Genomic DNA, 19,893 nt, shown 5'->3' on the forward strand with positions numbered 1-19,893 from the left:
GTCATCACCCTGCCCACCGCTTGAACCCAGCGAATCGCCGGAGAACACCCCCATGAGCACCCAGAGCAGTCCCGCCGCCGCCTACGCATCAGCCCCGACAAAGACCATCACCGCAGGCGGGAACACCTACGCCTACCGCGAATTGGGACCGAAAGGCGGCATCCCCGTCGTCTTTTTCGTCCACCTGTCCGCCAACCTCGACAACTGGGACCCCCGGATCGTCGACGCGATCGCACGGAACCGTCACGTCGTCACCTTCGACAACGTCGGTGTCGGCGCGTCCACAGGGAAGGTGCCGGACACCATCGAGGCGATGGCCGCCGACGCCTACACCTTCATCACCGCGCTCGGCTTCGACACAGTCGACCTGTTCACCTTCTCGATGGGCGGTTTCATCGCCCAAGATCTGATCCTCGAGCACCCGCACCTGGTCCGCAAGCTCATCCTCACCGGAACAGGACCACGCGGAGGCAAGGACATCGACAAGGTCTCCCGAACGACCTACGTCGACATTCTGCGCGCAACGCTCGTGCGGGCCGACCCCAAAGAGTTCCTGTTCTTCAACCGCAACCCAGCCGGCAAGACCGCCGCCAAGGCATTCATCGGGCGACTCCACGAACGCAGCACCGACCGCGACACAGCCGTCGGAATATCCGTTCTGCGAACACAACTCGCCGCCATCGAGAAGTACGGGCGCTCCGCCCCGTCGGACCTGTCCCGCATCACCGCCGACACCCTCATCGCCAACGGCGACCACGACCGCATGGTCCCCACCCCACTGTCCGAAGATCTACGACGCCGCATCCCCGGCTCCGAACTGATCATCTACCCCGACTCCGGCCACGGCGGAATCTTCCAATACCACGACAAGTTCGCTCCCGTCGCCGTCGAGTTCCTCGGTCCCTGAACACCTCTCGGTACACACGCCCTTTTGGATCGGAGAAAAACGCATGCCCTCAGTACTCGTCACAGGAGCCGGCCGAGGCATCGGTCTGGCCATCTGCCACCGCATGAGCGAAGCCGGGTGGACCGTCTACGCAACCGCCCGCTCGGAGTCGGCACTCGCCCGCCTCGACCAGCTGCACCACGTCCACGCGGTCCCCCTCGACATCACCGATCGAACGGCGATCGCGGCACTACCACGACACCTTCCAGCACGGCTGGACGCCGTGGTCAACAATGCCGGCATCATCGTCAGCGGACCGGTCGAAGGCCTGCCGATCGAGGACCTCTCCCGTCAACTCGACGTCAACGTAGTCTCGCAGATCGCCGTCACCCAAGCCGTCCTGCCGGCGATCCGAGCAGCACACGGCCGCATCGTGTTCATGTCCTCGGTCAGCGGCCTGATCACCACCCCCGGCACCGGCGCGTACAGCGCATCGAAGTACGCGATCGAATCCCTCGGTGACGCACTGAGAATCGAACTGCGTCCATGGAAGATCCCCGTCTCACTGATCGAACCCGGACCCATCCGTACCGACATGTGGGAGGGAATGCTCGACGACTACGACGCCATGACCGCACAGCTGAGCCAAGAAAACAGAGAACTCTATGCAGCGCACCTCGCCGGCAGCCGCACCCTGTTGGGTCGAATGCAAAAGATCGCAGCTCCTCCGAAACGCGTCACCACGGCCGTCCACCACGCTCTGACCTCGCCGCGCCCCAAACGGCGTTACATCCTCGACACCGCCAGCCGCGTCCAACAGCTCGCCGTAGCAATAACGCCCACAGCGATCACCGACAAACTGCTCGCCGCAGTGACCACCTGACCTCACCTCGTATCACTCTTGCCCCGCCGCGGGCGCAGCAGTGGCACTGCTGACCGACGTTGCCTGCGTCGTAGAACGCCCGGGAGCTGCGGCGCATCGCCGACGCGACACCGCCCAAGTAGGTGGTGATCCGCTTGCGGGGATCCGACTCATTCGCGACCGCATCTTCGATCTGCTCGGCCGCGGCGACGAAGAAGTGTTTGGTGGCGGCGATGACGAGTTGCTCCTTCGTCGACGCCACGCTGTAGAGGGTTGCCTTCGAGCACCGCAAGCGTTCGGTGAGGTCGTCGACGGTGACCGACGTGAACCCCCGTCGGCCGGCTCACCGACGAGCAATCGCACAGCAACTTCATCTCTGACCCCGCCGACCCAGTACCGACGTGCGGCGGCAACCTCGTCATGCCCGTTCAGTTCCCGGCCGGACCGATAGACCAGGCAACCGTCCAAAGTCGCCGCGATATGTTTGTGTTCGACTCCCGTGCTGACAGAAGACCTCAAGATCACCGGCAAGGTAGCAGCCGAACTCTACGCCGCCACCGACGGACCCACGACCGACTGGGTGGTCACACTCTGTAATGTCGACGAAAACGGCGTCTCGGCCAACATCTTCGACGGGATCACCCGCGGACGACTGAGGCTGACCGCGTCAACAAGGCCGATATCGGCCTGTGGTCGACCTGCATTGTCGTCAGGCCGGCCATCGTCTTCGAGTGCAAGTGAGCTCCAGCAACTTCCCCCGTCGGGACCGCAACCCCACACCGACACGGAAGTCGAAGACGCCAGCAAGTTCCGCATCGCACGCCAGACCATTCGCCAGCTCTCCACCCCTCTCACCTCTTACTCCAGGTCATCGCCACTTAAACAAGGTGGGACCCTGCCGGGCACCTCGTGGCACAGGTGCCGAATCCACTACTCGACGAACCTGATCACGGTGACCCGGAAGGAACCAAAGCCTCGGGAGCAGACGTTTCTGCATTCTGTCTACGACCAAGCCGACTCGTATTCTGGTCACACCCAGTATGTTCGAATCATCGGCGCACTTTCGTAGAAGTTTTCGAACGCCGACCACCTCGACGCAGCACGACCGGACTTGTTAGCGTTCAGCATATTTCCAAGCAGATCCAGATCTGGAAACAGATTTGGAGCAACGATCCGCAGGGGCGCCTCAATAAGAAAATCCGCAGGAGAACCGATGTGGTCGGAATCTTCCCGGATCGTACCGCCCTGATCCTGCTCGTCTGTGCGGTCCTGGCCCAAACAACACGACGAGTGGATCGAATGGCGCCGCTATCTCGGCCTGGACGATCTGGCCCGCTCCCGCAACGACGGCCCATCGACAGCAGCACCGAGTCCACCGAGGAGGTGACACCGGCCGTGACTGCCTGACTCACCAACAAGGAGTCACGCGACGACCCTCGTACACCACCCGCATGGACTGCACCCCAGATCGATGCGTTGTCCGTAAGATACGCACGTGGCATGGGATACCGAACGAACTAAAAGGCTTTTGATGAGGGCTGGCACCGCTGAGTTCAGTGCGTTCGGGCTGGCGGGTGCCCGCGTCGATCGAATCTCCGAAAGCGCCGGGGTGAACAAGGAACGCATTTACCAGTACTTCGGCAAGAAGGAAGCGTTCTTCAGCGCTGTTTTGGAGAATGAACTGACGACTTCGCTGACCGCGGTCGAACTGTCAGGACGCGGGACGTCCGCCATCGCCGACTACGCCGGTCGCAGATTTGATTACCAACTCTCACACCCCACATTCGCACGTTTAATGTTATGGGAAGGACTTGAACTCGACGCACCTGTTGCCGAGGAGTCCAGGCGAATCCATGCGCGGATATTAGTCGCGAACGCGCAAGAGGCGCTTCCCGAGCTCTCCGATAGCGATGCCCAGGAACTTCTAATATCCGTGATTACCCTCGTCGACGGCTGGATGGCCCTACAAACCGCCGACCGACTTTTTTCACCACCTCCTTCCAACGGCGACGATCGGGACGCACACAGGCGTGAATTCATCATGATGACCGCGGAGGCCGCAACCAACGCGACGCTCACACGACGCCAGTCAGTTCGGTCATAGTGACATGTCAGTGTTCAAGAGATCCGAGCGCCGCTGCCTCTACACGACCTTCCGATCCCACCTCCACGAGTAGTGCGTAGACGACCGCCGCCTTTGTGAGGCTGGTAACGAATCAGATTCCCCGTGCCCGCGCTCCCCTGGTCCGCGGCGGGCTCGGCGTGGACGGCAATCTAGTCGCGGTCACGAAACCTGTCCGTGGGCAGCGCTAAAGTGCCCGTGGGCACCCGCCACACCATCCGCCAACCCAGTGAACTGTCCGCCCTGGTTGGGAGGGTCAGTGAGAGCCCCCGCCCCCATGACAGGTATCACGTCAAACCGCTCACCCTGGAGCATCGACCGCGGATCGGCGGCTCGGCGGTGGACTATGCGCGCGGACTACTGGGAGAGCTCCTGCTGTCGTTGCCTATAGGATCCGAAGCGACATACGACGGTGCAATCTCATCATTTTCGAGCAAAGCTGGCATTCCCACGGCGTTCGCCCGCATCCACACGTCGCATAGCCACTCGACCTGCTTGCCGCGCACAGTCATAGCCCTTGATGATATCGTCACCGTTGCAGCGGCTTCCGTAAAGTTTGAGTATGCGAGCGGGACCGACTAAGTCGGGATGACCGCCGACGACGTGGTCATGCTCGAAGGGGACGGCCCGATAATCGACGGTTCGCTGAAATCCACGGCCGTGCTGCCGTCCAGCCTCGCATGCCATACCAAGAACGACGCTACCGCAGTAGTTCACACGCACTCCCCCGTGGCGACCGCGGTATCGTTGTTGTCCAGCGGCGGAGGGTATCTCGTGCACCGCCGCTGGTTACGATCTTTTGGTATCGAGCCGCGGTCGCTTGTCGTGGCGTCGAGACCAATGAGCGACAGTGGTAGCGGTGGAAGATCGAGCACCACTGGCCTGCATGAACAGCTGGTTACAAAGCGCTGCGACCAGGGGCAGTGCTGGATGTGGTGACATTGGTGGAACCTCTCGCGTGGACACCCGCGTGATTTGCGATACACGAGACGCGCAATGTCCGTCGCGACGGTGATATTATTTCGCTTATCGGATATAGGCGATGAACCGCGTAGTCGACGGAATGTTTGCAGGTCCCGGGACTCCGAGCCTGCTTGACACGCGATTCACGGACGATGCCGATAGTCTCGTTGGATGCTTGGCCTCTCCGCGCCTGACCTGGCGCGATGCCACAAGCGATCGTCACGGAAGGGCGATAAGTGGCAGTGGTGAATGGCGTAGAATCCCGCGTCAGAGGCGGAGAGCATAACGATCAGGATCTCGACGACCAGGGTGACGTCTCAACGCCACGCGACCGAGAACGTGAGCAAACAGCTCAGGGCGGCTGTAAACCAACACAATCGGTTGCCTCAGTGGATCCAATTCGCGACTACCTCAAACAGATCGGCAAGGTCCCCCTCCTCACTGCAGAAGGTGAGGTCGACCTCGCCGCCCGGATCGAGGTCGGCCTGTACGCGGCGTACAAGCTGGAAAAGGAGCGCAGTCGACAGACTTCGATTGACCCGCGGCTTCGTCGGGATCTGGCCGGGATTGCCAGTGATGGCGTCCGCGCGAAGTCAACGTTTGTGTGCGCCAACCTCCGACTCGTCGTGGCGATCGCCAAGCGCTACACCGGACGCGGACTGCCTTTCCTCGACCTTATCCAGGAAGGCAACTTCGGTTTGATTCGCGCAGTCGAGAAGTTCGACTATACAAAGGGTTTCAAGTTCTCGACGTACGCAACCTGGTGGATCAAGCAGTCGATTTCCCGCGCGCTCGCCGATCAAGGCCGGGTCATCCGGGTGCCGGTGCACATGGTCGAAGTGATCAACAAGCTCAGCCAAGTCGAACGGGAGATGACGGTCGAACTCGGCCGCGCGCCCCGGATCGACGAGTTGGCCGTCGCGCTCGATGTGACCCCGGATGGCGCGTGCCAAGCGTGCGCGGGAATCGGCAGTCATGTGACAGTCGACCCGGAGCGTGCTCTCGGTGACCGGGAGCTAGGCGTCGGGGACGGCATTCTCCTGCCCTGGGCCCAGTTGGGACGCGCCGGCCGCGTGTACTTCGAACGGCTCCTCGAGGCCCTGGCGCGTGACGTGGGGTTCTCGTTGACGACGCCGTGGCAAGACCTCGACGACGACATACGGAAGGTCGTACTGCACGGAACCGGATCGGATCTCACCGTCGCATACCGCACGCGCTTCGGCAGGGACCGAACGTATGCGACCCGCTACGAGGGGCTGGCGCCGTGGCTCCAGCGCAAGTACGCGGAAGCGGAGTCCGACACGCAGCGCGCCAAGTATACGAAGTTCCTGAGGGAGGCGCCGTGTGCGGCCTGCCATGGGCGACGCCTCGCGCCGGAGGTTCTCGCCGTCACCGTGGGCGGACGGAGCATCGCCGAAGTGAGCGCTATGGACCTGGCGTCAGCAACGGCGTTCCTCCGGACGCTCGAACTACCGGTGGGGGACGCCGCGATCGTTGAAAGCCTGCTCCCCGAACTGCTGGGGCGTCTCCAGTTCCTGCTCGACACCGGACTCGACTATCTGACACTGAGTCGTGCAGCGGGAACGTTGTCGGGCGTTGAGGCACAGCGTATTCGGCTTGCCACGCAGATCGGCGCCGGACTGTCCGGGGTGATCTACGTCCTCGACGAACCGAGTATCGGACTTCATCAACGCGACAATGCTCGACTGATCTCGACCCTCGAGTCGCTGAGAGATCTCGGCAACACCGTCCTGGTTGTCGAACACGACGAGGAGACGATCCGGTCCGCGGATTGGGTCGTCGACGTCGGGCCCGGAGCCGGCGTCGCGGGTGGACAGGTCGTGCACAGCGGGACGGTCGCAGACCTTCTGTCCGCGAGGAATTCGATCACCTCGGACTACCTGTGCGGTCGGAGATCGATATCCACACCCACGCAGCGTCGCCCTTTCGACCGGTCTCGGATCCTGCGCATCGAGGGTGCGCGGGAGAACAACCTCAGAAACGTCACCGTGGACCTACCACTCGGACTGTTCACGGCGGTGACCGGCGTCAGCGGATCTGGTAAGTCCACACTGGTCAATGACATCCTCTACAACAGCGTCGCCAACACGCTCAACGGCGCCCAACGCAGCCCCGGCCGACACACCCGGATACGCGGAATGGAACACCTCGACAAGGTCGTTCACGTCGATCAGTCACCCATTGGGCGAAGTCCGCGATCGAACCCAGCAACGTACACGGGTGTGTTCGACAAAATCCGGACATTGTTCGCGCAGACCACTAATGCGAAAGTCCGGGGATACACCCCCGCGCGATTCAGCTTCAACGTCAAGGGCGGCCGCTGCGAGGACTGCCTCGGAGAGGGCACGTCCACGGTGGAGATGAACTTCCTTCCCGACGTTCACGTCGAGTGCAAAACGTGCCGTGGACGACGGTTCAACCGGGACACACTCGACATCCGGTTCAAGGGCAGATCCATCGCAGATGTGTTGGAGATGCGGATAGCCGAGGCCGCGCAGTTCTTCGAGTCGCATGGCATCATCTCCCGCTACCTCACCACCCTTGACCGAGTGGGTCTCGGCTACCTCGCTCTCGGTCAGAGCGCACTGACCCTCTCAGGCGGTGAGGCACAGCGAGTCAAACTGGCGACGGAGCTCCAGCGTCGCACCCGCGGGCAGTCTCTGTACATCCTGGACGAACCGACGACCGGTCTGCACTTCGAGGATGTGTACCGGGTGCTGGAGTTGCTCCAGGCCTTGGTCGAGAAGGGCAACACCGTCGTGGTGATCGAACACAATCTCGACGTGATCCGCTGTGCCGACTGGGTAATCGATCTCGGACCTGAGGGTGGTCGGCGCGGCGGAACGGTGATCGGGTGTGGGACCCCCGAAGATCTCGCATCAGTGGAGGATTCCCAGACTGGGAAGTACCTTCGGCCAGCTCTGACAGGCCGGCCGGGATGACGACATTACGGCGTCGGCCCGGCCGGGACCCGATGCGGGAGTTGATCGTAGCGAAGCATCTCTCAGAAGAAGTGACTCATATTCTGCGAGAGAATCACGGTGTGATCTAGAAGAATTTGTCTGCCGGCGATCCTCAGTCCGCCGTTCTCCCGCCGCAGGACGTCTTCCCGTCGACCGACCCACCAGTCAGTGTGGCGTTCGTAAGAACCTCGATAGAACACGAAGTTGCTGTGCGCTTGGATTGTGTCGTCGTCTTTGTCGACCACGCGGATGTTGGTGAAGAGATGCCTTGTTCGGGAGGGTGGATTTTCCCCCCATGCGTACTGGCTTTCAAGCTTTTTTGCGCGAAAAGTGAGTAGCTCTTTGTCATCGTCGAAGAAGGCCATGTCGCCGGGCTTGTTGCTGAACTCTTCGTCCAGCTGACCGGTCAGTCGAGTTTGCCTGACCGGCATGAAGTAGCGACAGTCATCTGTGAACAAGTCCACCCACGGGGCGAACTTGTGTGCGTCCAAAAGGGCTGCCTCGTAGTAGTAGAACTGTTCGATCTCGTGTTGCTCCGCTGCGGAAATCAAAGGTATCGGCGGCGGAATATATTGCGGGACTACAGGAGTTACTTCCTCCGTAGAGTCCGGCTGCGGCGGGACGATCGACGGGAACTTCGTCGCACTGCTGTTCGATGGTGTTGACATAATTTCGGTCACCGCGCCTCTCCAGGTAGGGTATGGCTCGCTATCAGGCTGGGCCAGTCCGCTGCATTCATCCAGTCCGCCCACGCGCGACGTGACCAGCGGACGTAGGCTTCGGTGGTGTAGCGCGACTGCATAACTGGAAAGCCCAGCTCTTCGTCGTCGATCATCTCCCCGAGTCCGAGGCCCATGCTCATATTCAAAGGCGCGTCACGCATTACCGCGGTCTCGGTACCTCGCGTACTCAGCTCGAAGTTCTCGCCATCGTCCTGCTCGATCAGGCCGGCTGGTCCGACGCGCCGCAGTTGATTCATGCGCGCGCCTTCACGTTCTTCGTCAGAGGCGCTCACGTCGGTGAAGCAGAAGTACCAGTTCTCCGTCTCCATTGGGCCCTTGGGGTGGCGAATCTCCAAGATCTGCAGAGATGAGGTGAGTAGTGTCATGTGCGGAAAGATGGTCGAATGATCGTACTCATTCAGAGTGTCAGCGACGTGGCCGTACTCGCCTAGGACAATTCGTCCTTCTTGGGCCCAGAACATACCGTTGATCTCGTCGACCGTCGAGCCCAATTCAGTGACGTAGGACGCGTGCGTGGTCGCGGGGTGGTAGTAGTCCGAGTCGTTCTCGATCGGAACTTTCCAATTGGCTCGCATTCTATGCTTGATGATGCCAGGGCGAACCTTCATCTCGCCACGGCCGGCGAGCTGGTCGATGATGAATTTCCCGGGGGCTCCCAGGAAGGTGTCAAGTGAGGGAGCAGCAGGGTCGAGAGTGGCAAAGATGAACCCGCGGTAGTCGCCGACGTGTGCAGCTTTTCGGAGGCCCCAAGCGCTCTTGTCGAAAGTCCCGTTGTAAAGATCCTTGGCTCCGGGAAGGCCTACCAGCTTCCCTTCGAGGTTATAAGTCCAGCCGTGGTAGGTGCACATGAACGTCTTGGTGTTGCCCGAGTCAGCTTTGCAGACAGAGTTTCCCCTGTGCATGCAGGTGTTCAGGAGAACCTGGACAGACATGTCCTTCGCACGAGTGACGATCACCTTTGCCTCGCCCATATAGGTTTGGAAGAAGTCGCCCGGGTTCGGGATCTGGCTTTCGTGACACATGAAGAGCCACGCCCTCGAGAATATTTTCTCGATCTCGATCTTGTATATCTCGGGATCCGAGTAGATCGCACGGCTGATGAGTCCATTCTCGTGGTCGACGAACCGCGTAAATGAACCCGTCGCCTGTCCTAGGGTCGTCATGGATGTTCCTCCGTTGCGGGGCGGGATCTGATGATGCATTGGTTGCGTTCTCCGGGTAGCGCTCTAACTCCGGAGAGGGAAAGCCCAAGACGGGTAAGTCCTTCATTAAGGACATGATGTAGTAGATACGAGACTAGTAGTCTGGGTCACTCTCGTCAACGGCTGCCGTTCGACTCAACGAAGGCCCGCGCAGGCCCTTTCGTCACCTCACCTGTCAATGCCCGTATAGCGCATGTCGATCACGTCGATGTGGTGGTCGAGGGTAAGGGTGAGGAGAAGACTGACCATGGCCGAACGTTGCTGCGGCGTTGACCTTCTTCGCAATTGAGCGATGCGAACTCGAAAAGAGGATCCAGACGAGAGGACCCCGTTGTGCCGGGCGGTCTGTCAGGGGCGGTGGGCGACTACGCCGTTCGTGAGTGTGCCGATGCCATCGATCTCGATTTCGATGTGATCGCCTGCCTGTATTGGTGCGGTTCCTCCGGGAGAACCGGTGATCACGAGGTCGCCCGGAAGAAGGGTCGCGAAGCTGGTGAGGTACTCGATCAGGAAAGGGATACCGTAGGTCATATCCGTTGTCGACCCGTCCTGCCGGAGGGTTCCGTTCACACTGCATCGCAGCCGAACGCCGCTGCTGGGGTCGAGGTCGGTCTCGATCCACGGGCCCACTGGGCAGAACGTGTCGAATCCCTTGCCGCGCGTCGGGTGTGGGTCGCTGCGCTGCAGATCGCGTGCACTGACGTCGTTGACGCAGGTGTAGCCAAGGATGTACTCGAACGCCTTGTCAGCGCTCACGAATCGAGCAGGCTTACCGATGACGACCGCCAGCTCGGCCTCGTGTTCGACGTGTGTACTGAGGTGGGACGGAGGCAGTACGATGTCGTCGCCCGGCCCGATGACGGTCGTGGGTCCCTTCATGAATACTGACGGTACGCTGTCATGTGCGTAGCCCATCTCGGTACGGTGGTCCCGGTAGTTCCTTCCCAAGCAGAAGATCTTGGAGGGTGTCACCGGGGCAAGCAGGTGCACGTCCGCCAGCGCAAGCCGGGCTTTGGTCGGCCGGCCACCGTTGTAGGGTGTTCCGTCCATGAGCTCGATGGTGTCGTCGTGCACGATGGCCCACGTGGGTGTTCCGTCGACTGCGATGCGGGCGTACTTCATAGGGCGTTCCTTTTTTGTGCGGGGTATCTACCACCGGCTGTCGACTGGCGGGACCAGTTGTCCGAGACTGGTGATGACGTCGAAGGTGCTGGACGCGGCTGAAGCGCCCGCCCAACTGCGGCCGGTCACGTATCGCAATAGTCCGAACTACTCGTGTACGTGACCGGCCTGGGCCAGAACAGTTCGGACTGACTACTCGGCGTTCTCCACTACCTCGAACCAGGTCGATTCCGCGGCGCAGTCCTGGAGCAATTGGGCCACACCCACCCCGGTTTCTCTCGCGCAACCTCGAGCCGGGCGTACATCACCCTGTCCCATTGGTGGACGCCCTCCGCGCGAAGCGTGACCCTGGTGACGATCGCCATCATCGACTTCTCTTCAAATGGCCGGTAGTGAGTTTCGCTTCTCGGTTCGCAATGTGTTGCGCGGTTTGGCAAAACGATGCGGCAAGCACCTTGCGGGTGTTCCTCGTGCCCAGTCTGTCAGCGCGAGAATCGATCAGTCTGTTAGACCGGCCTCGATCTCCAGATTGATGGTGATCTTTTCTCCGACAACTACTCCGCCGCCCTCGAGCGGCATCTCGATGTTAATGCCGAAGTCCTTGCGGTTGATGGTGGTGGTGGCCTCGAATCCGGCGACGGGGCCATTCCCCATTCCAGGATTGACGCCGGCGAAATCGAGCGCCAATTCGACGGGCTTTGTGATGCCGTGGAGCGTGAACTCACCCTCGACGACGTGGTTCGACCCCTCGGCACGTACGCCAGTCGAGACGAAGGTGGCGACGGGAAAGTGCTCGACGTCGAAGAAGTCGGCAGATTTGATGTGGCCGTCGCGCTGTTCGTTATTCGTGCCGATCGACGCGACCTGGATCTGCGCTTGTACTGAAAGGGTGCCGTCCTCGGCGACCGTGATCGCACCGGTGAAGTCGTTGAACGTGCCACGGACCTTGCTCACGACGAGATGCCGGACGACGAATCCGACGGTCGAGTGGGTGGGGTCGATGGTCCAGGTTCCGACGCTCAGGCCGGGGAGGGAAAGGGCAGCAGTGGTCATGTGTTTTCCTCTGTGATCGGTTTCGTCATTGGTAACGGAACGTGTATGGGTGCAGCGAGAAGAAAATTGGAGTTGCCCCAGAAGAGGCACAGAATGGCTCGTCCACCGACCGGAGCAAGGCCCTCTCCGTCGTGTGGGAATGCCTACAGTGTCTGGTGACGCCTTTCGCGTAGTGCTGTTCGGAGGTCCTCGGTCGATTGCATGCCCGGGAGCGCTATGGTCGAGTTGATGACCGTGTGGGGCACCCCCTGAAGACGTACGGTCGCACCGCTAGCCCGATCCTCTTCGACGGCTACAGCGATGCTCGGGTTGATCAGGGCGTTCTGGATCCCGGCTTCGTCCAAGCCGGCTTCCACCGCGATTCTGACCAACTCTTCTGTCGCGAAGGGGTTCGCTCGTCTGGTGAAGGCTAGTTCCTGCAAGCGGGTGAACAACTCGAAATCCTTCCCGGCCTCCCGTGCATACTGATTGACCCGATGGATGTTGCCGGTGTTTCCGCGTAGCCGATCCGAGTCATAGTCCAGTCCCTCCGCGGTCGCCATGTCCTTGAACTTACCTTCGACCTGATGGGCTTCGCGGAGAGTGAGTCCTCGTCGGGCCGCCATCCTTACTGCTGCCGGTGTAGCGACCACCGGGGCTTCAGGGTCCAGTTCGTACGAACGCACTGTGATACTCGTCCGTTCTGCTACGCCTTCGGCCGCGAGAGCGCCTCTCAGGCGCTTCTGCCAGATGTAGCAATACGGACAGGTTAGATCCATCCAAACATCGATGTGGATGTTCTCCACTACTCCTCCTGCGTTTTCTAGACCGGATCGACCAGACAGTGGTTGACCACCATGGCGCGTTCAATCACCCGCGAAGGGAGGTAGTACGTCCACCACCGGCCCACTATGCAGGCAAGATCGCGAGTCAGTTCCGAATCGACCAGGAACCCGGCTACCGACAGCACCCTCGCCATCTTCTCGCCGTGCCGCTCGATCAGCGCCGCCTTCAACGACCCAAGATCTGTCGTCAGCGGCAGCGACACGATTTCTTTGTCAACACCAGCCGCGTCTGCGGCGGCTGCGAAGTATCGAACTTCAATTCCCGTCACCGTCTCATCCACCGATTGCTCCCATACTTCGTTCCGGCGGAGTGAAGTTCACCGCGGCGATGCCGTGACCGGCCCATTTGTTCCACATTGCGCCGCGCCACAATTCGGCGAGTTCGTCGTCGCTCGCGCCGCTACGCAGCGCCACCCGCAGGTCGGTTTCCCGATCGCTGAACAGGCACGCGCGCACCGTCCCTTCGGCGGTCAGACGGGTGCGATCGCAATCGGAACAGAAAGATCGTGTCACCGATCCGATGATGCCGACTGTGGCCGGTCCGCCATCGACTTCCCACCGTTCGGCGGGCGACGACGCATCCTCACGCCCGATCTCGGTGAGCGTGAAACGAGCGGCGAGCGCGTCGAGCAGTGTCTGCGCAGCCACCATCTTCGCCCTGGCCCACATGTGGTCGGCATCGAGCGGCATTTGCTCGATGAACCGCAACTCGATGCCCTCGTCGAGGCACCATGCCAACAGCTCGGCCGCACCGTCCACGGTCTGCGGCATGAGTACGGCGTTGACTTTCACCGGCCCCAACCCGGCTGCTTTGGCTGCGCGGATACCCTCCAGAACCGATTCGAGGCGATCGCGTCGGGTCAGCCGTGTGAACACGGCGCGATCGACCGAGTCGAGTGAGATGTTGACTCGGGAGAGTCCGGCATCCGCCAAGGCGTGGGCACGGTGCGCGAGTCCCACAGCGTTCGTGGTGATCGCCAGCGGGATACCCGGCACGGCACGTATACACCCGGCGACGATCTGTTCGAGGTCGCGGCGCATGAGCGGTTCACCCCCGGTGAATCGAACCTCACGGATCCCGAGGTGCTGCACCGCGACGGTCACGAGCCGGATGATTTCGTCCGCGGTGAGCAGCCGCTCGTGGGGAATCGCCGGAAGCCCGTCTTCGGGCATGCAGTAGGTACAGCGCAGCGAGCATTTTTCCGTGATCGAGACTCGAAGGTCCCGAGCGGTGCGCCCGAAGCGATCGATCAGTTCCTGATTGTCCGGGCGTGCGGGCACTCGCTCGGCGAAAACATCGGGCATCACCGGAATACCCATGTCCACTGCGGTCACGGTATCTCCTTCTTGATCGCACGTGTGGTGACGCGGCCTATGAACAGCCGCTCGAGCCAACCCATTCGGATAACCCGTCGTCGAAGCGCTGCCGCTTCCAAATCGGCACATCGTGCTTGATTCGTTCAACCAACTCGGCACAGACGGCGAATGCCTCCGCCCGGTGAGGAGCCGCGACCGCTGCAACCAAGGCGAGATCACCGATGGTCAGGTACCCAACTCGATGGACCGCGGCGACAGGCAGGCCCGACTCGGCGGACATCTGCCGACAGCAACGGCTCAGGAAGTGCTCAGCTTCGGGATGTGCACTGTACTCGAGTGCGCTGACGGCACGGCCCTGATCGTGGTCCCGGACCACTCCGGTGAACACCACCACTGCACCGTGTTCAGGACCTTCGACAGCCGCAGTCACCTCGACCGGATCGAGCGATTCGGCCGACACAGCGGCCAGCAACTCGTATCCCCTCACGTCCGACACATCTCCGATTCAGTTCATAAGCACTGTTGTTGACAATGAAGTTTCGCCGTAAGCCCTGGATCTACACAGCGACCATGAACGGCAGCGTCGGATCCACCGCTCCCGGATCCGAATGGATCGCAGTGTCACCGTCTTTGAGACTGAACCCGGAACGTCCTTCCCGGACGCTGATGATCTCGGCGGCGATCGAGACCGCCGTTTCGGCGGGTGTCCGTCCGCCGATGTCGAGGCCGATCGGTGCGTGCAACCGCGCCAGTTCGACGTCTGTCAGACCCTGTTCACGTAGTTCGTTTTCACGGCGGACGGTAGTGCGTCGTGAACCCATGGCGCCGACATACCCAACGGGGAGCCGAAGAGCCCTCTTCAGCACGGGGATGTCGAACTTGGTGTCGTGAGTCAACACGCACAGAACGGTGCGCTCGTCGACCGTCACGGTATCGAGATACCGGTGCGGCCACTCGACGACTATCTCGTCGGCCTCAGGAAACCGTGCCCGGGTCGCGAACGTCGCGCGAGCGTCGCACAGCGTCACGAAGTACCCGAGCATTTTGCCTATCTGCACGAGCGAAGCCGCGAAATCGACAGCACCGAACACGATCATGCGCGGCGGCGGGGTGAAGGTGCGTACGAACAGCGTCACGTCGCCGACGCAATCCTGCCCTGCTCCCCCGAATCGGACAACGCCGTCGGCGCCGGTATGCAGCGCACCGACAACCTCCCTCCGTGCGACACGATCGCGCTCTTCGGATCCCAGGGTGCCTTCGAGCGTGTCATTCACAAGCAGGATGTGGCGACCGGCAGGCACGTCGCCCGCAATGACGGTCGCCATTGCGGTCGGTGTGTGGGTGTCGACCGAGTTCCGGATCTCTTTCAGGTAGATTCCCATCTCGTGTGTCACCGGTTCGATGAACACATCGATGGTTCCGCCACAGGTCAGGCCGATGGTAAAGGCGTCATTGTCGGAAACCCCGAACCGCTGGTGGACCGGAACACCGCTGGCGAGGACCGTTTCTGCAAGGCCGACGACGGCCGCCTCGACGCAGCCACCGGAGATACTTCCCACCACCTCCCCCGCGGCCGAGACTGCCATGGCAGCACCGACTCCCCGCGGCGCGCTCGAGAACGTGCGGATCACGGTGGCAACAGCGAACGGAACTTCATCCTCGTGCCAGCCGATCAACTGGTCGACAATGTCACGCATCACGCCCTCCTCCACCAGTGACCTCCCTGGCACGAGCCCTACTCATCCTCTGCTCCACAATCATTGGTGCCACACTTCCTACCGGACCTGGTCCGTCAGATCACTCCGAGGACCGGGTCGCCTTCGACCAGCGGATCGAGAGAAATGAACTCCGGCGGGCCGACGAGTGCGTCGTTGAGCACGTCGCCGAGCCGCGCGAAAGCCGGGCTCTGCAAGTGTTCTTCGAGTGCCTGCGACGAGGCCCACTTCTCGATGATGGCGAGCCCGCCACCCTCAGTGGTGAGGCGGTGAAGTGCAAACCTCTGACAACCCGACTCCTCGTGCGTTGCGTGAACTGCATCGCGGCACGCCTGCTCGACGTCCTTCTCTCGTCCAGGGAGCGGGCGAAGAGTCACCACACCGATGATGGGACGGTCAGAACTCTCCATTACTGACTTCCTTCCACAGCAGATTCGATTCGACATCCTGCAAATGTCGGCGCGCACAGGGAGAACTCGACGACCATTCCGAGATCACGCCAGACTTGTCGCCGCGCGGAGCGGGAAGAGCAACGGGCGCAGGGGAGACGCAGTCGCGCCGCGCAGACGGAGGCCGGCCCCGACCATCACGAATTCCCAGAGTCGCGCATCGGCGATCTCCTCCAGGTAGGCGTTCTCCATGATCGGGATTCCGCACTCGCCCAGGAGATACGTGTGCACAGGATGCCAGTTGGCCGGATCGACGCTGGGCATCACCTCGAGTGCGACGTTGTCAGCACCGATGATCATCGCGCCCGCCTCGGCGAGCAGCGCAGCCGCTTCCCGGTCGAGCCCCGCCTCGTTCTGTAGGTATCGGGATCCGTCGTGCCACAGAGTCATACGTCCGGTGCGGATGAGGACAACATCTCCCGGACGCACCTCGGTCCCTTGACGCTCCATCACCGACGCGAGTTCGTCGGCGGTGATCCGGTGCGAGTCGGGCAGCACGTCCACTCCGGCCGCGCCGGCGACGTCGAGCAGAACACCTCGCGCAATCACCGGCGGAAACTGCTCGGCACCGTTCTTCAGCCAGTGCCGGCTGCCGAGATCCTGATCTGCTCGTACCTCGTTCCACACCATCCCGTCCAGGCCGAAGTGATTCAGTGCATCGAGATGTGTACCCGTGTGGGTGTACATCGTGATGCAGTCACCGGAGTAGGTCACGTGGTGATTCTGCTCCTCGCCGAGACCCAGGACGTTCTCGTTGACGCTGCCCTGCGGGGTGTGCGACATCCAGATCTGGTATGTCGGGTCGCCCATGCCGGCCCACGACGGCATCCCGACGTGATAGTCGACGGAGATGTCGTACATCGTGGTCGGATCTGCTGCCGCCCAGGCTGCGGCCCGTGACTCGTCAGTCATCAGATTCAGCATCCCGATCTGATCATCGGGTCCGAAGGGACTGCGGCTGACTTTGCCCGGTGTTGCTGTCCGCGCCGCAACCTTCTCCACTACGCTCTGGTGTTCCACGATTGTCTCCTGTTGCCTGGTAAGAACGCTCACTAGATAGGTAGTTTCCGACGTGACACTCGGATCCGACAGCTGCTAAGCGTCGGCATTTTGTACTCGATGTTGTCGGTTGCGAAGTCGATGGTGCGATCGTCGGAGCACGCCCGACGACAGTTCCGAAGGAAGAGCGCCGTCGAGACATGTCGTTGCACCACGGCTGTTTCACAATCCGGCTGTTTTACATTTCGCTGCTACGTGAGGCGGGTGCTCCGGTCCGTCCGCCTACCTGCCCCGAGATCTGTCGGATCGTCGGCCGCCCGCTCCATCCATGCGACCCGGCGCGCGACTGGCGGAACGGGGTAAGGATTGTCCGCCGTCCTGGGGTGCAGAGTATGTGCTCGCTAAACTGCGTATTTCTTCTCCAGCGCAGTTCGATTCAGGCAGGACCTGCCACAAACGCTCGATGAACCGGGGCCGCGACATTCCGAAGTGAACGAGGATCTCTTCCTCGTTCGCACCACCGTAGGGTGCCCACATACTGGCGAACTCGATGAGGCGCGCTGCTTCGGTATCGCGATGCTTGCGCGTGCGATTGCCCTCGGCCCATGCGGCGCGGCGCCGCTGGCGCCATTTACCATTTTCGCGTGAGTTCATAGGAATTAACGATCTACTCGGGGGCCTGTAGTGGCCTTCGGAAGGTGGTCGTCCTCGCTGCAGCAAGGCGTGAAAGCGCAGGAACTTCCGGGGCGGTAGGACTGCCGGTTCAAGTCCTGGCCGGCACGCTAGTCGCCCTCCAGCCGGGGCGGTGGCAGCACATAACGCACTGGTGTGCGCGCCATACGAAGGGGATTCCGCGTCAAACTGATCCCGCCGACGTCGACAGTCGGCTGCAGTCCAAGGGCATGTGCGTAGTCGAACGCTCCGGCGATGTCGTTCACCGGTCCTGCGGGCACCCCGGCATCATTAAGCAGCTTCGCCCACTCCCCCGCATCACGCCGAGAGAGCCTCGTCACCAGCTCCTTCCGCAGAACCCCTCGGTTCTCGACACGCGCGGTGTTGGAACCGAACCGGGGGTCGCCGACGAGCTCGAGGGCTTCGAGGACCACACACAGGTCGTGGAACTGCTTGTCGTTGCCGACGGCAACAGCTAGGTCGCCATCGCCGGTCGGCAACGTCTCATAAGGTGCGATGGACGGATGCTGATTGCCCATTCGTTGCGGCACCACACCTCCAGCGGTGTAGCCGGCGGCCTGATTGGTCAGCGCGGCGAGGGCACAGCTCAACAGGTCGACTTCGATGTGCTGTCCCTCGCCGGTGCGCTCACGATGCCGCACGGCGGCAACGATTCCGAGGGCCGCGAAGAGCCCTGTAATTACGTCGACCACGGCTACGCCGACCTTCTGCGGCTCCTGATCTGGGGAGCCGGTGATGCTCATCAACCCGCCCACTGCCTGAACGATCAGATCATAGCCCGGCAGATGGGCCCCTTCGCCGGAACCGAAGGCGCTGATGGAGCAGTAGATCAAATCCGGGCGACGATCGACGAGCTCGTCGTATCCGAGGCCGAGCCGGTCCATTACCCCTGGTCGGAAATTCTCCACCACGATGCCACTCTCGACCGCGAGGTCTTGGGCGCGCCATCGTCCTGTCTGGGTCGCCAGATCCAGGACGACGCTTCGTTTGTTCCGGTTTACTCCAAGAAAATACGTGGCACCGCCGTCCGCTGCGTACGGCGGCCCCCAGGATCGGGTGTCGTCGCCGCCGCCCGGTCGTTCGATTTTGATGACCTCGGCGCCCAGGTCGCCGAGCAGCATGGTCGCCATTGGCCCGGCCAGGATGCGGGAGAAGTCCGCTATTCGGAGTCCATCGAGAGCTGTCATCGGCCTGCGAACTCCCCCGTGCGTTTTTCAGCGAAAGCCCTGTACGCCTCCACCGAATCGTCGGTGCTGCGAACGACACCCATATGCGAGGAGATCAGATCCAAACTTGTTCGAAAGTCCATCCGCTGTGATTGATACGTCGCCCGTTTAATCATGCGCACCGCCACCGGTGGTGCGGCCGCCAAGCGGCCCGCGAGCTCGTATGTTGCGTCGAGGAGCTTCTCGGGCTCGTGGACCGCGTTGAGAATGCCTAGTTGCTCCGCCCTCTGGGCGGTGATCATGTCGCCGGTCCACAAAAGCTCCAGCGCACGAGGTAGGCCGACCAGCCGTGGCAACAGCCAACATCCGCCGTCACCGGGAACGAGACCGACCTTGACGTAGGACATGGCCATGCGCGCCTCGGTCGATGCCAGACGCAGGTCACACATGAGCGCCATGTCCAAACCGGCACCCATCGCGTCGCCATTGATGGCCGCGATGACAGGCTTGTCCACGGATTCGAGGGCGAGTGGGACGCGGTGGATGTGCTCGGTCAAGGCTTGTTTGAATTCGAGCGGACTCTGGTCGTGGTCCTCGACCCAGGACAGGTCGATACCTGAGCAGAACCCGCGGCCCGCGCCCGTGACGACGATGACGTGCACCTGAGGGTCCTTTTGCGCCTCGATCAATCGGTCGGCCCACGCGTCGACCATGGGCAGGGTGAACGCGTTGCGCTTTTCGGGACGATTGAGCCGAATCGTGGCCACGTGATCGGTGATGTCGTACTCGAGAT

18 protein-coding genes and 5 pseudogenes are annotated in these 19,893 nt (G+C 61.7%); 9 read left to right on the top strand and 14 right to left on the bottom strand.

Annotated features, from left to right (window positions below):
- Window positions 1–52 precede the first annotated feature (52 nt).
- Window positions 53–907: an alpha/beta fold hydrolase gene (locus AZG88_RS39630; RefSeq protein ID WP_061700769.1), complete on the top strand. Its 855-nt coding sequence runs from the start codon at window positions 53–55 to the stop codon at window positions 905–907.
- 43 nt (window positions 908–950) lie between these two features.
- Window positions 951–1,769 (top strand): SDR family oxidoreductase, encoded by an 819-nt coding sequence (locus AZG88_RS39635; RefSeq protein WP_061700770.1) that lies wholly within the window; start codon window positions 951–953, stop codon window positions 1,767–1,769.
- On the opposite strand, the pseudogene AZG88_RS39640 reads toward AZG88_RS39635, so the two are convergent.
- Window positions 1,735–2,076, bottom strand: a pseudogene (locus AZG88_RS39640) (TetR/AcrR family transcriptional regulator); the annotation flags it as partial. The gene AZG88_RS39635 and the pseudogene AZG88_RS39640 sit on opposite strands and share 35 nt — an antisense overlap.
- A gap of 171 nt (window positions 2,077–2,247) precedes the next feature.
- Between AZG88_RS39640 and AZG88_RS55860 the strand changes: the two are divergent.
- From AZG88_RS55860 to uvrA, 7 genes and pseudogenes are all read left to right on the top strand, one after another.
- Window positions 2,248–2,412: pseudogene (locus AZG88_RS55860) on the top strand (CocE/NonD family hydrolase C-terminal non-catalytic domain-containing protein); the annotation flags it as partial.
- Window positions 2,413–2,437: 25 nt separating this feature from the next.
- A complete protein-coding gene (locus tag AZG88_RS55865) occupies window positions 2,438–2,695 on the top strand; it encodes a CocE/NonD family hydrolase C-terminal non-catalytic domain-containing protein (RefSeq protein WP_156517740.1) in 258 nt (85 codons plus the stop codon).
- Window positions 2,635–3,135: pseudogene (locus tag AZG88_RS51045) on the top strand (transposase); the annotation flags it as partial. The gene AZG88_RS55865 and the pseudogene AZG88_RS51045, both read left to right, overlap by 61 nt.
- A gap of 108 nt (window positions 3,136–3,243) precedes the next feature.
- The gene (locus AZG88_RS39645; RefSeq protein WP_061700772.1) at window positions 3,244–3,852 is read left to right on the top strand and encodes a TetR/AcrR family transcriptional regulator; all 609 of its coding nucleotides are present in this window, start codon (window positions 3,244–3,246) and stop codon (window positions 3,850–3,852) included.
- 606 nt (window positions 3,853–4,458) lie between these two features.
- A complete protein-coding gene (locus AZG88_RS55870; protein WP_082833585.1) occupies window positions 4,459–4,809 on the top strand; it encodes a class II aldolase/adducin family protein in 351 nt (116 codons plus the stop codon).
- Between the two features lie 413 nt (window positions 4,810–5,222).
- A pseudogene (locus AZG88_RS55875) lies at window positions 5,223–5,762 on the top strand (sigma-70 family RNA polymerase sigma factor); the annotation flags it as partial.
- On the top strand, window positions 5,763–7,796 hold the full coding sequence (gene uvrA, locus AZG88_RS39655; protein WP_442971770.1) for an excinuclease ABC subunit UvrA: 2,034 nt from the start codon (window positions 5,763–5,765) through the stop codon (window positions 7,794–7,796). It begins immediately after the preceding pseudogene.
- 62 nt (window positions 7,797–7,858) lie between these two features.
- On the opposite strand, the gene AZG88_RS39660 is transcribed toward uvrA, so the two are convergent.
- The 13 genes and pseudogenes from AZG88_RS39660 to AZG88_RS39720 all read right to left on the bottom strand — a co-directional run bounded on the left by AZG88_RS39660 (window position 7,859) and on the right by AZG88_RS39720 (window position 19,867).
- Complete coding sequence (locus AZG88_RS39660; RefSeq protein ID WP_082833587.1) at window positions 7,859–8,497, bottom strand: aromatic-ring-hydroxylating dioxygenase subunit beta; 639 nt, start codon at window positions 8,495–8,497, stop codon at window positions 7,859–7,861.
- Window positions 8,494–9,723 (bottom strand): aromatic ring-hydroxylating oxygenase subunit alpha, encoded by a 1,230-nt coding sequence (locus AZG88_RS39665; RefSeq protein ID WP_061700776.1) that lies wholly within the window; start codon window positions 9,721–9,723, stop codon window positions 8,494–8,496. The genes AZG88_RS39660 and AZG88_RS39665 overlap by 4 nt, the downstream gene beginning before the upstream one ends.
- Before the next feature lie 387 nt (window positions 9,724–10,110).
- Window positions 10,111–10,884 (bottom strand): fumarylacetoacetate hydrolase family protein, encoded by a 774-nt coding sequence (locus AZG88_RS39670; RefSeq protein ID WP_061700777.1) that lies wholly within the window; start codon window positions 10,882–10,884, stop codon window positions 10,111–10,113.
- Between the two features lie 498 nt (window positions 10,885–11,382).
- Window positions 11,383–11,937, bottom strand: coding sequence for a YceI family protein (locus tag AZG88_RS39675; RefSeq protein WP_061700778.1), 555 nt, complete (start codon window positions 11,935–11,937; stop codon window positions 11,383–11,385).
- A 143-nt stretch (window positions 11,938–12,080) separates the two neighbouring features.
- Entirely contained in the window at window positions 12,081–12,722 is a 642-nt protein-coding gene (locus AZG88_RS39680; protein ID WP_061700779.1) for a DsbA family oxidoreductase, read from the bottom strand.
- A 60-nt stretch (window positions 12,723–12,782) separates the two neighbouring features.
- Window positions 12,783–13,042: pseudogene (locus AZG88_RS39685) on the bottom strand (MoaD/ThiS family protein).
- On the bottom strand, window positions 13,035–14,096 hold the full coding sequence (moaA, locus tag AZG88_RS39690) for a GTP 3',8-cyclase MoaA (protein ID WP_061700780.1): 1,062 nt from the start codon (window positions 14,094–14,096) through the stop codon (window positions 13,035–13,037). The pseudogene AZG88_RS39685 and the gene moaA overlap by 8 nt, the downstream one beginning before the upstream one ends.
- Window positions 14,097–14,133: 37 nt before the next feature.
- On the bottom strand, window positions 14,134–14,550 hold the full coding sequence (locus AZG88_RS39695; RefSeq protein ID WP_231914357.1) for a molybdenum cofactor biosynthesis protein MoaE: 417 nt from the start codon (window positions 14,548–14,550) through the stop codon (window positions 14,134–14,136).
- A gap of 85 nt (window positions 14,551–14,635) precedes the next feature.
- On the bottom strand, window positions 14,636–15,775 hold the full coding sequence (locus AZG88_RS39700) for an XdhC family protein (RefSeq protein WP_061700872.1): 1,140 nt from the start codon (window positions 15,773–15,775) through the stop codon (window positions 14,636–14,638).
- Window positions 15,776–15,870: 95 nt separating this feature from the next.
- Entirely contained in the window at window positions 15,871–16,203 is a 333-nt protein-coding gene (locus AZG88_RS39705) for a putative quinol monooxygenase (RefSeq protein ID WP_061700782.1), read from the bottom strand.
- 84 nt (window positions 16,204–16,287) lie between these two features.
- Complete coding sequence (locus AZG88_RS39710; protein WP_231914358.1) at window positions 16,288–17,154, bottom strand: cyclase family protein; 867 nt, start codon at window positions 17,152–17,154, stop codon at window positions 16,288–16,290.
- Between the two features lie 869 nt (window positions 17,155–18,023).
- Window positions 18,024–19,121 (bottom strand): CaiB/BaiF CoA transferase family protein, encoded by a 1,098-nt coding sequence (locus AZG88_RS39715; protein WP_061700783.1) that lies wholly within the window; start codon window positions 19,119–19,121, stop codon window positions 18,024–18,026.
- Window positions 19,118–19,867 carry an enoyl-CoA hydratase/isomerase family protein gene (locus AZG88_RS39720; RefSeq protein ID WP_331712317.1) on the bottom strand — a complete coding sequence of 250 codons (750 nt, stop codon included), beginning with the start codon at window positions 19,865–19,867 and terminating at the stop codon, window positions 19,118–19,120. The genes AZG88_RS39715 and AZG88_RS39720 overlap by 4 nt, the downstream gene beginning before the upstream one ends.
- Window positions 19,868–19,893: the final 26 nt, after the last annotated feature.

Source organism: Rhodococcus sp. LB1 (assembly GCF_001583455.1).
GTDB lineage: Bacteria > Actinomycetota > Actinomycetes > Mycobacteriales > Mycobacteriaceae > Rhodococcus_F > Rhodococcus_F opacus.

Excerpts from the sequence above, each read along its gene's own strand:
- AZG88_RS39630 (WP_061700769.1), top strand. The coding sequence starts at position 53 with ATGAGCACCCAGAGCAGTCCCGCCGCCGCCTACGCATCAGCCCCGACA.
- AZG88_RS39635 (WP_061700770.1), top strand. The coding sequence starts at position 951 with ATGCCCTCAGTACTCGTCACAGGAGCCGGCCGAGGCATCGGTCTGGCC.
- AZG88_RS55870 (WP_082833585.1), top strand. The coding sequence starts at position 4,459 with ATGACCGCCGACGACGTGGTCATGCTCGAAGGGGACGGCCCGATAATC.
- AZG88_RS39665 (WP_061700776.1), bottom strand. The coding sequence starts at position 9,723 with ATGACGACCCTAGGACAGGCGACGGGTTCATTTACGCGGTTCGTCGAC.
- AZG88_RS39670 (WP_061700777.1), bottom strand. The coding sequence starts at position 10,884 with ATGAAGTACGCCCGCATCGCAGTCGACGGAACACCCACGTGGGCCATC.
- AZG88_RS39675 (WP_061700778.1), bottom strand. The coding sequence starts at position 11,937 with ATGACCACTGCTGCCCTTTCCCTCCCCGGCCTGAGCGTCGGAACCTGG.
- AZG88_RS39700 (WP_061700872.1), bottom strand. The coding sequence starts at position 15,775 with ATGCGTGACATTGTCGACCAGTTGATCGGCTGGCACGAGGATGAAGTT.
- AZG88_RS39705 (WP_061700782.1), bottom strand. The coding sequence starts at position 16,203 with ATGGAGAGTTCTGACCGTCCCATCATCGGTGTGGTGACTCTTCGCCCG.
- AZG88_RS39710 (WP_231914358.1), bottom strand. The coding sequence starts at position 17,154 with ATGACTGACGAGTCACGGGCCGCAGCCTGGGCGGCAGCAGATCCGACC.
- AZG88_RS39715 (WP_061700783.1), bottom strand. The coding sequence starts at position 19,121 with ATGACAGCTCTCGATGGACTCCGAATAGCGGACTTCTCCCGCATCCTG.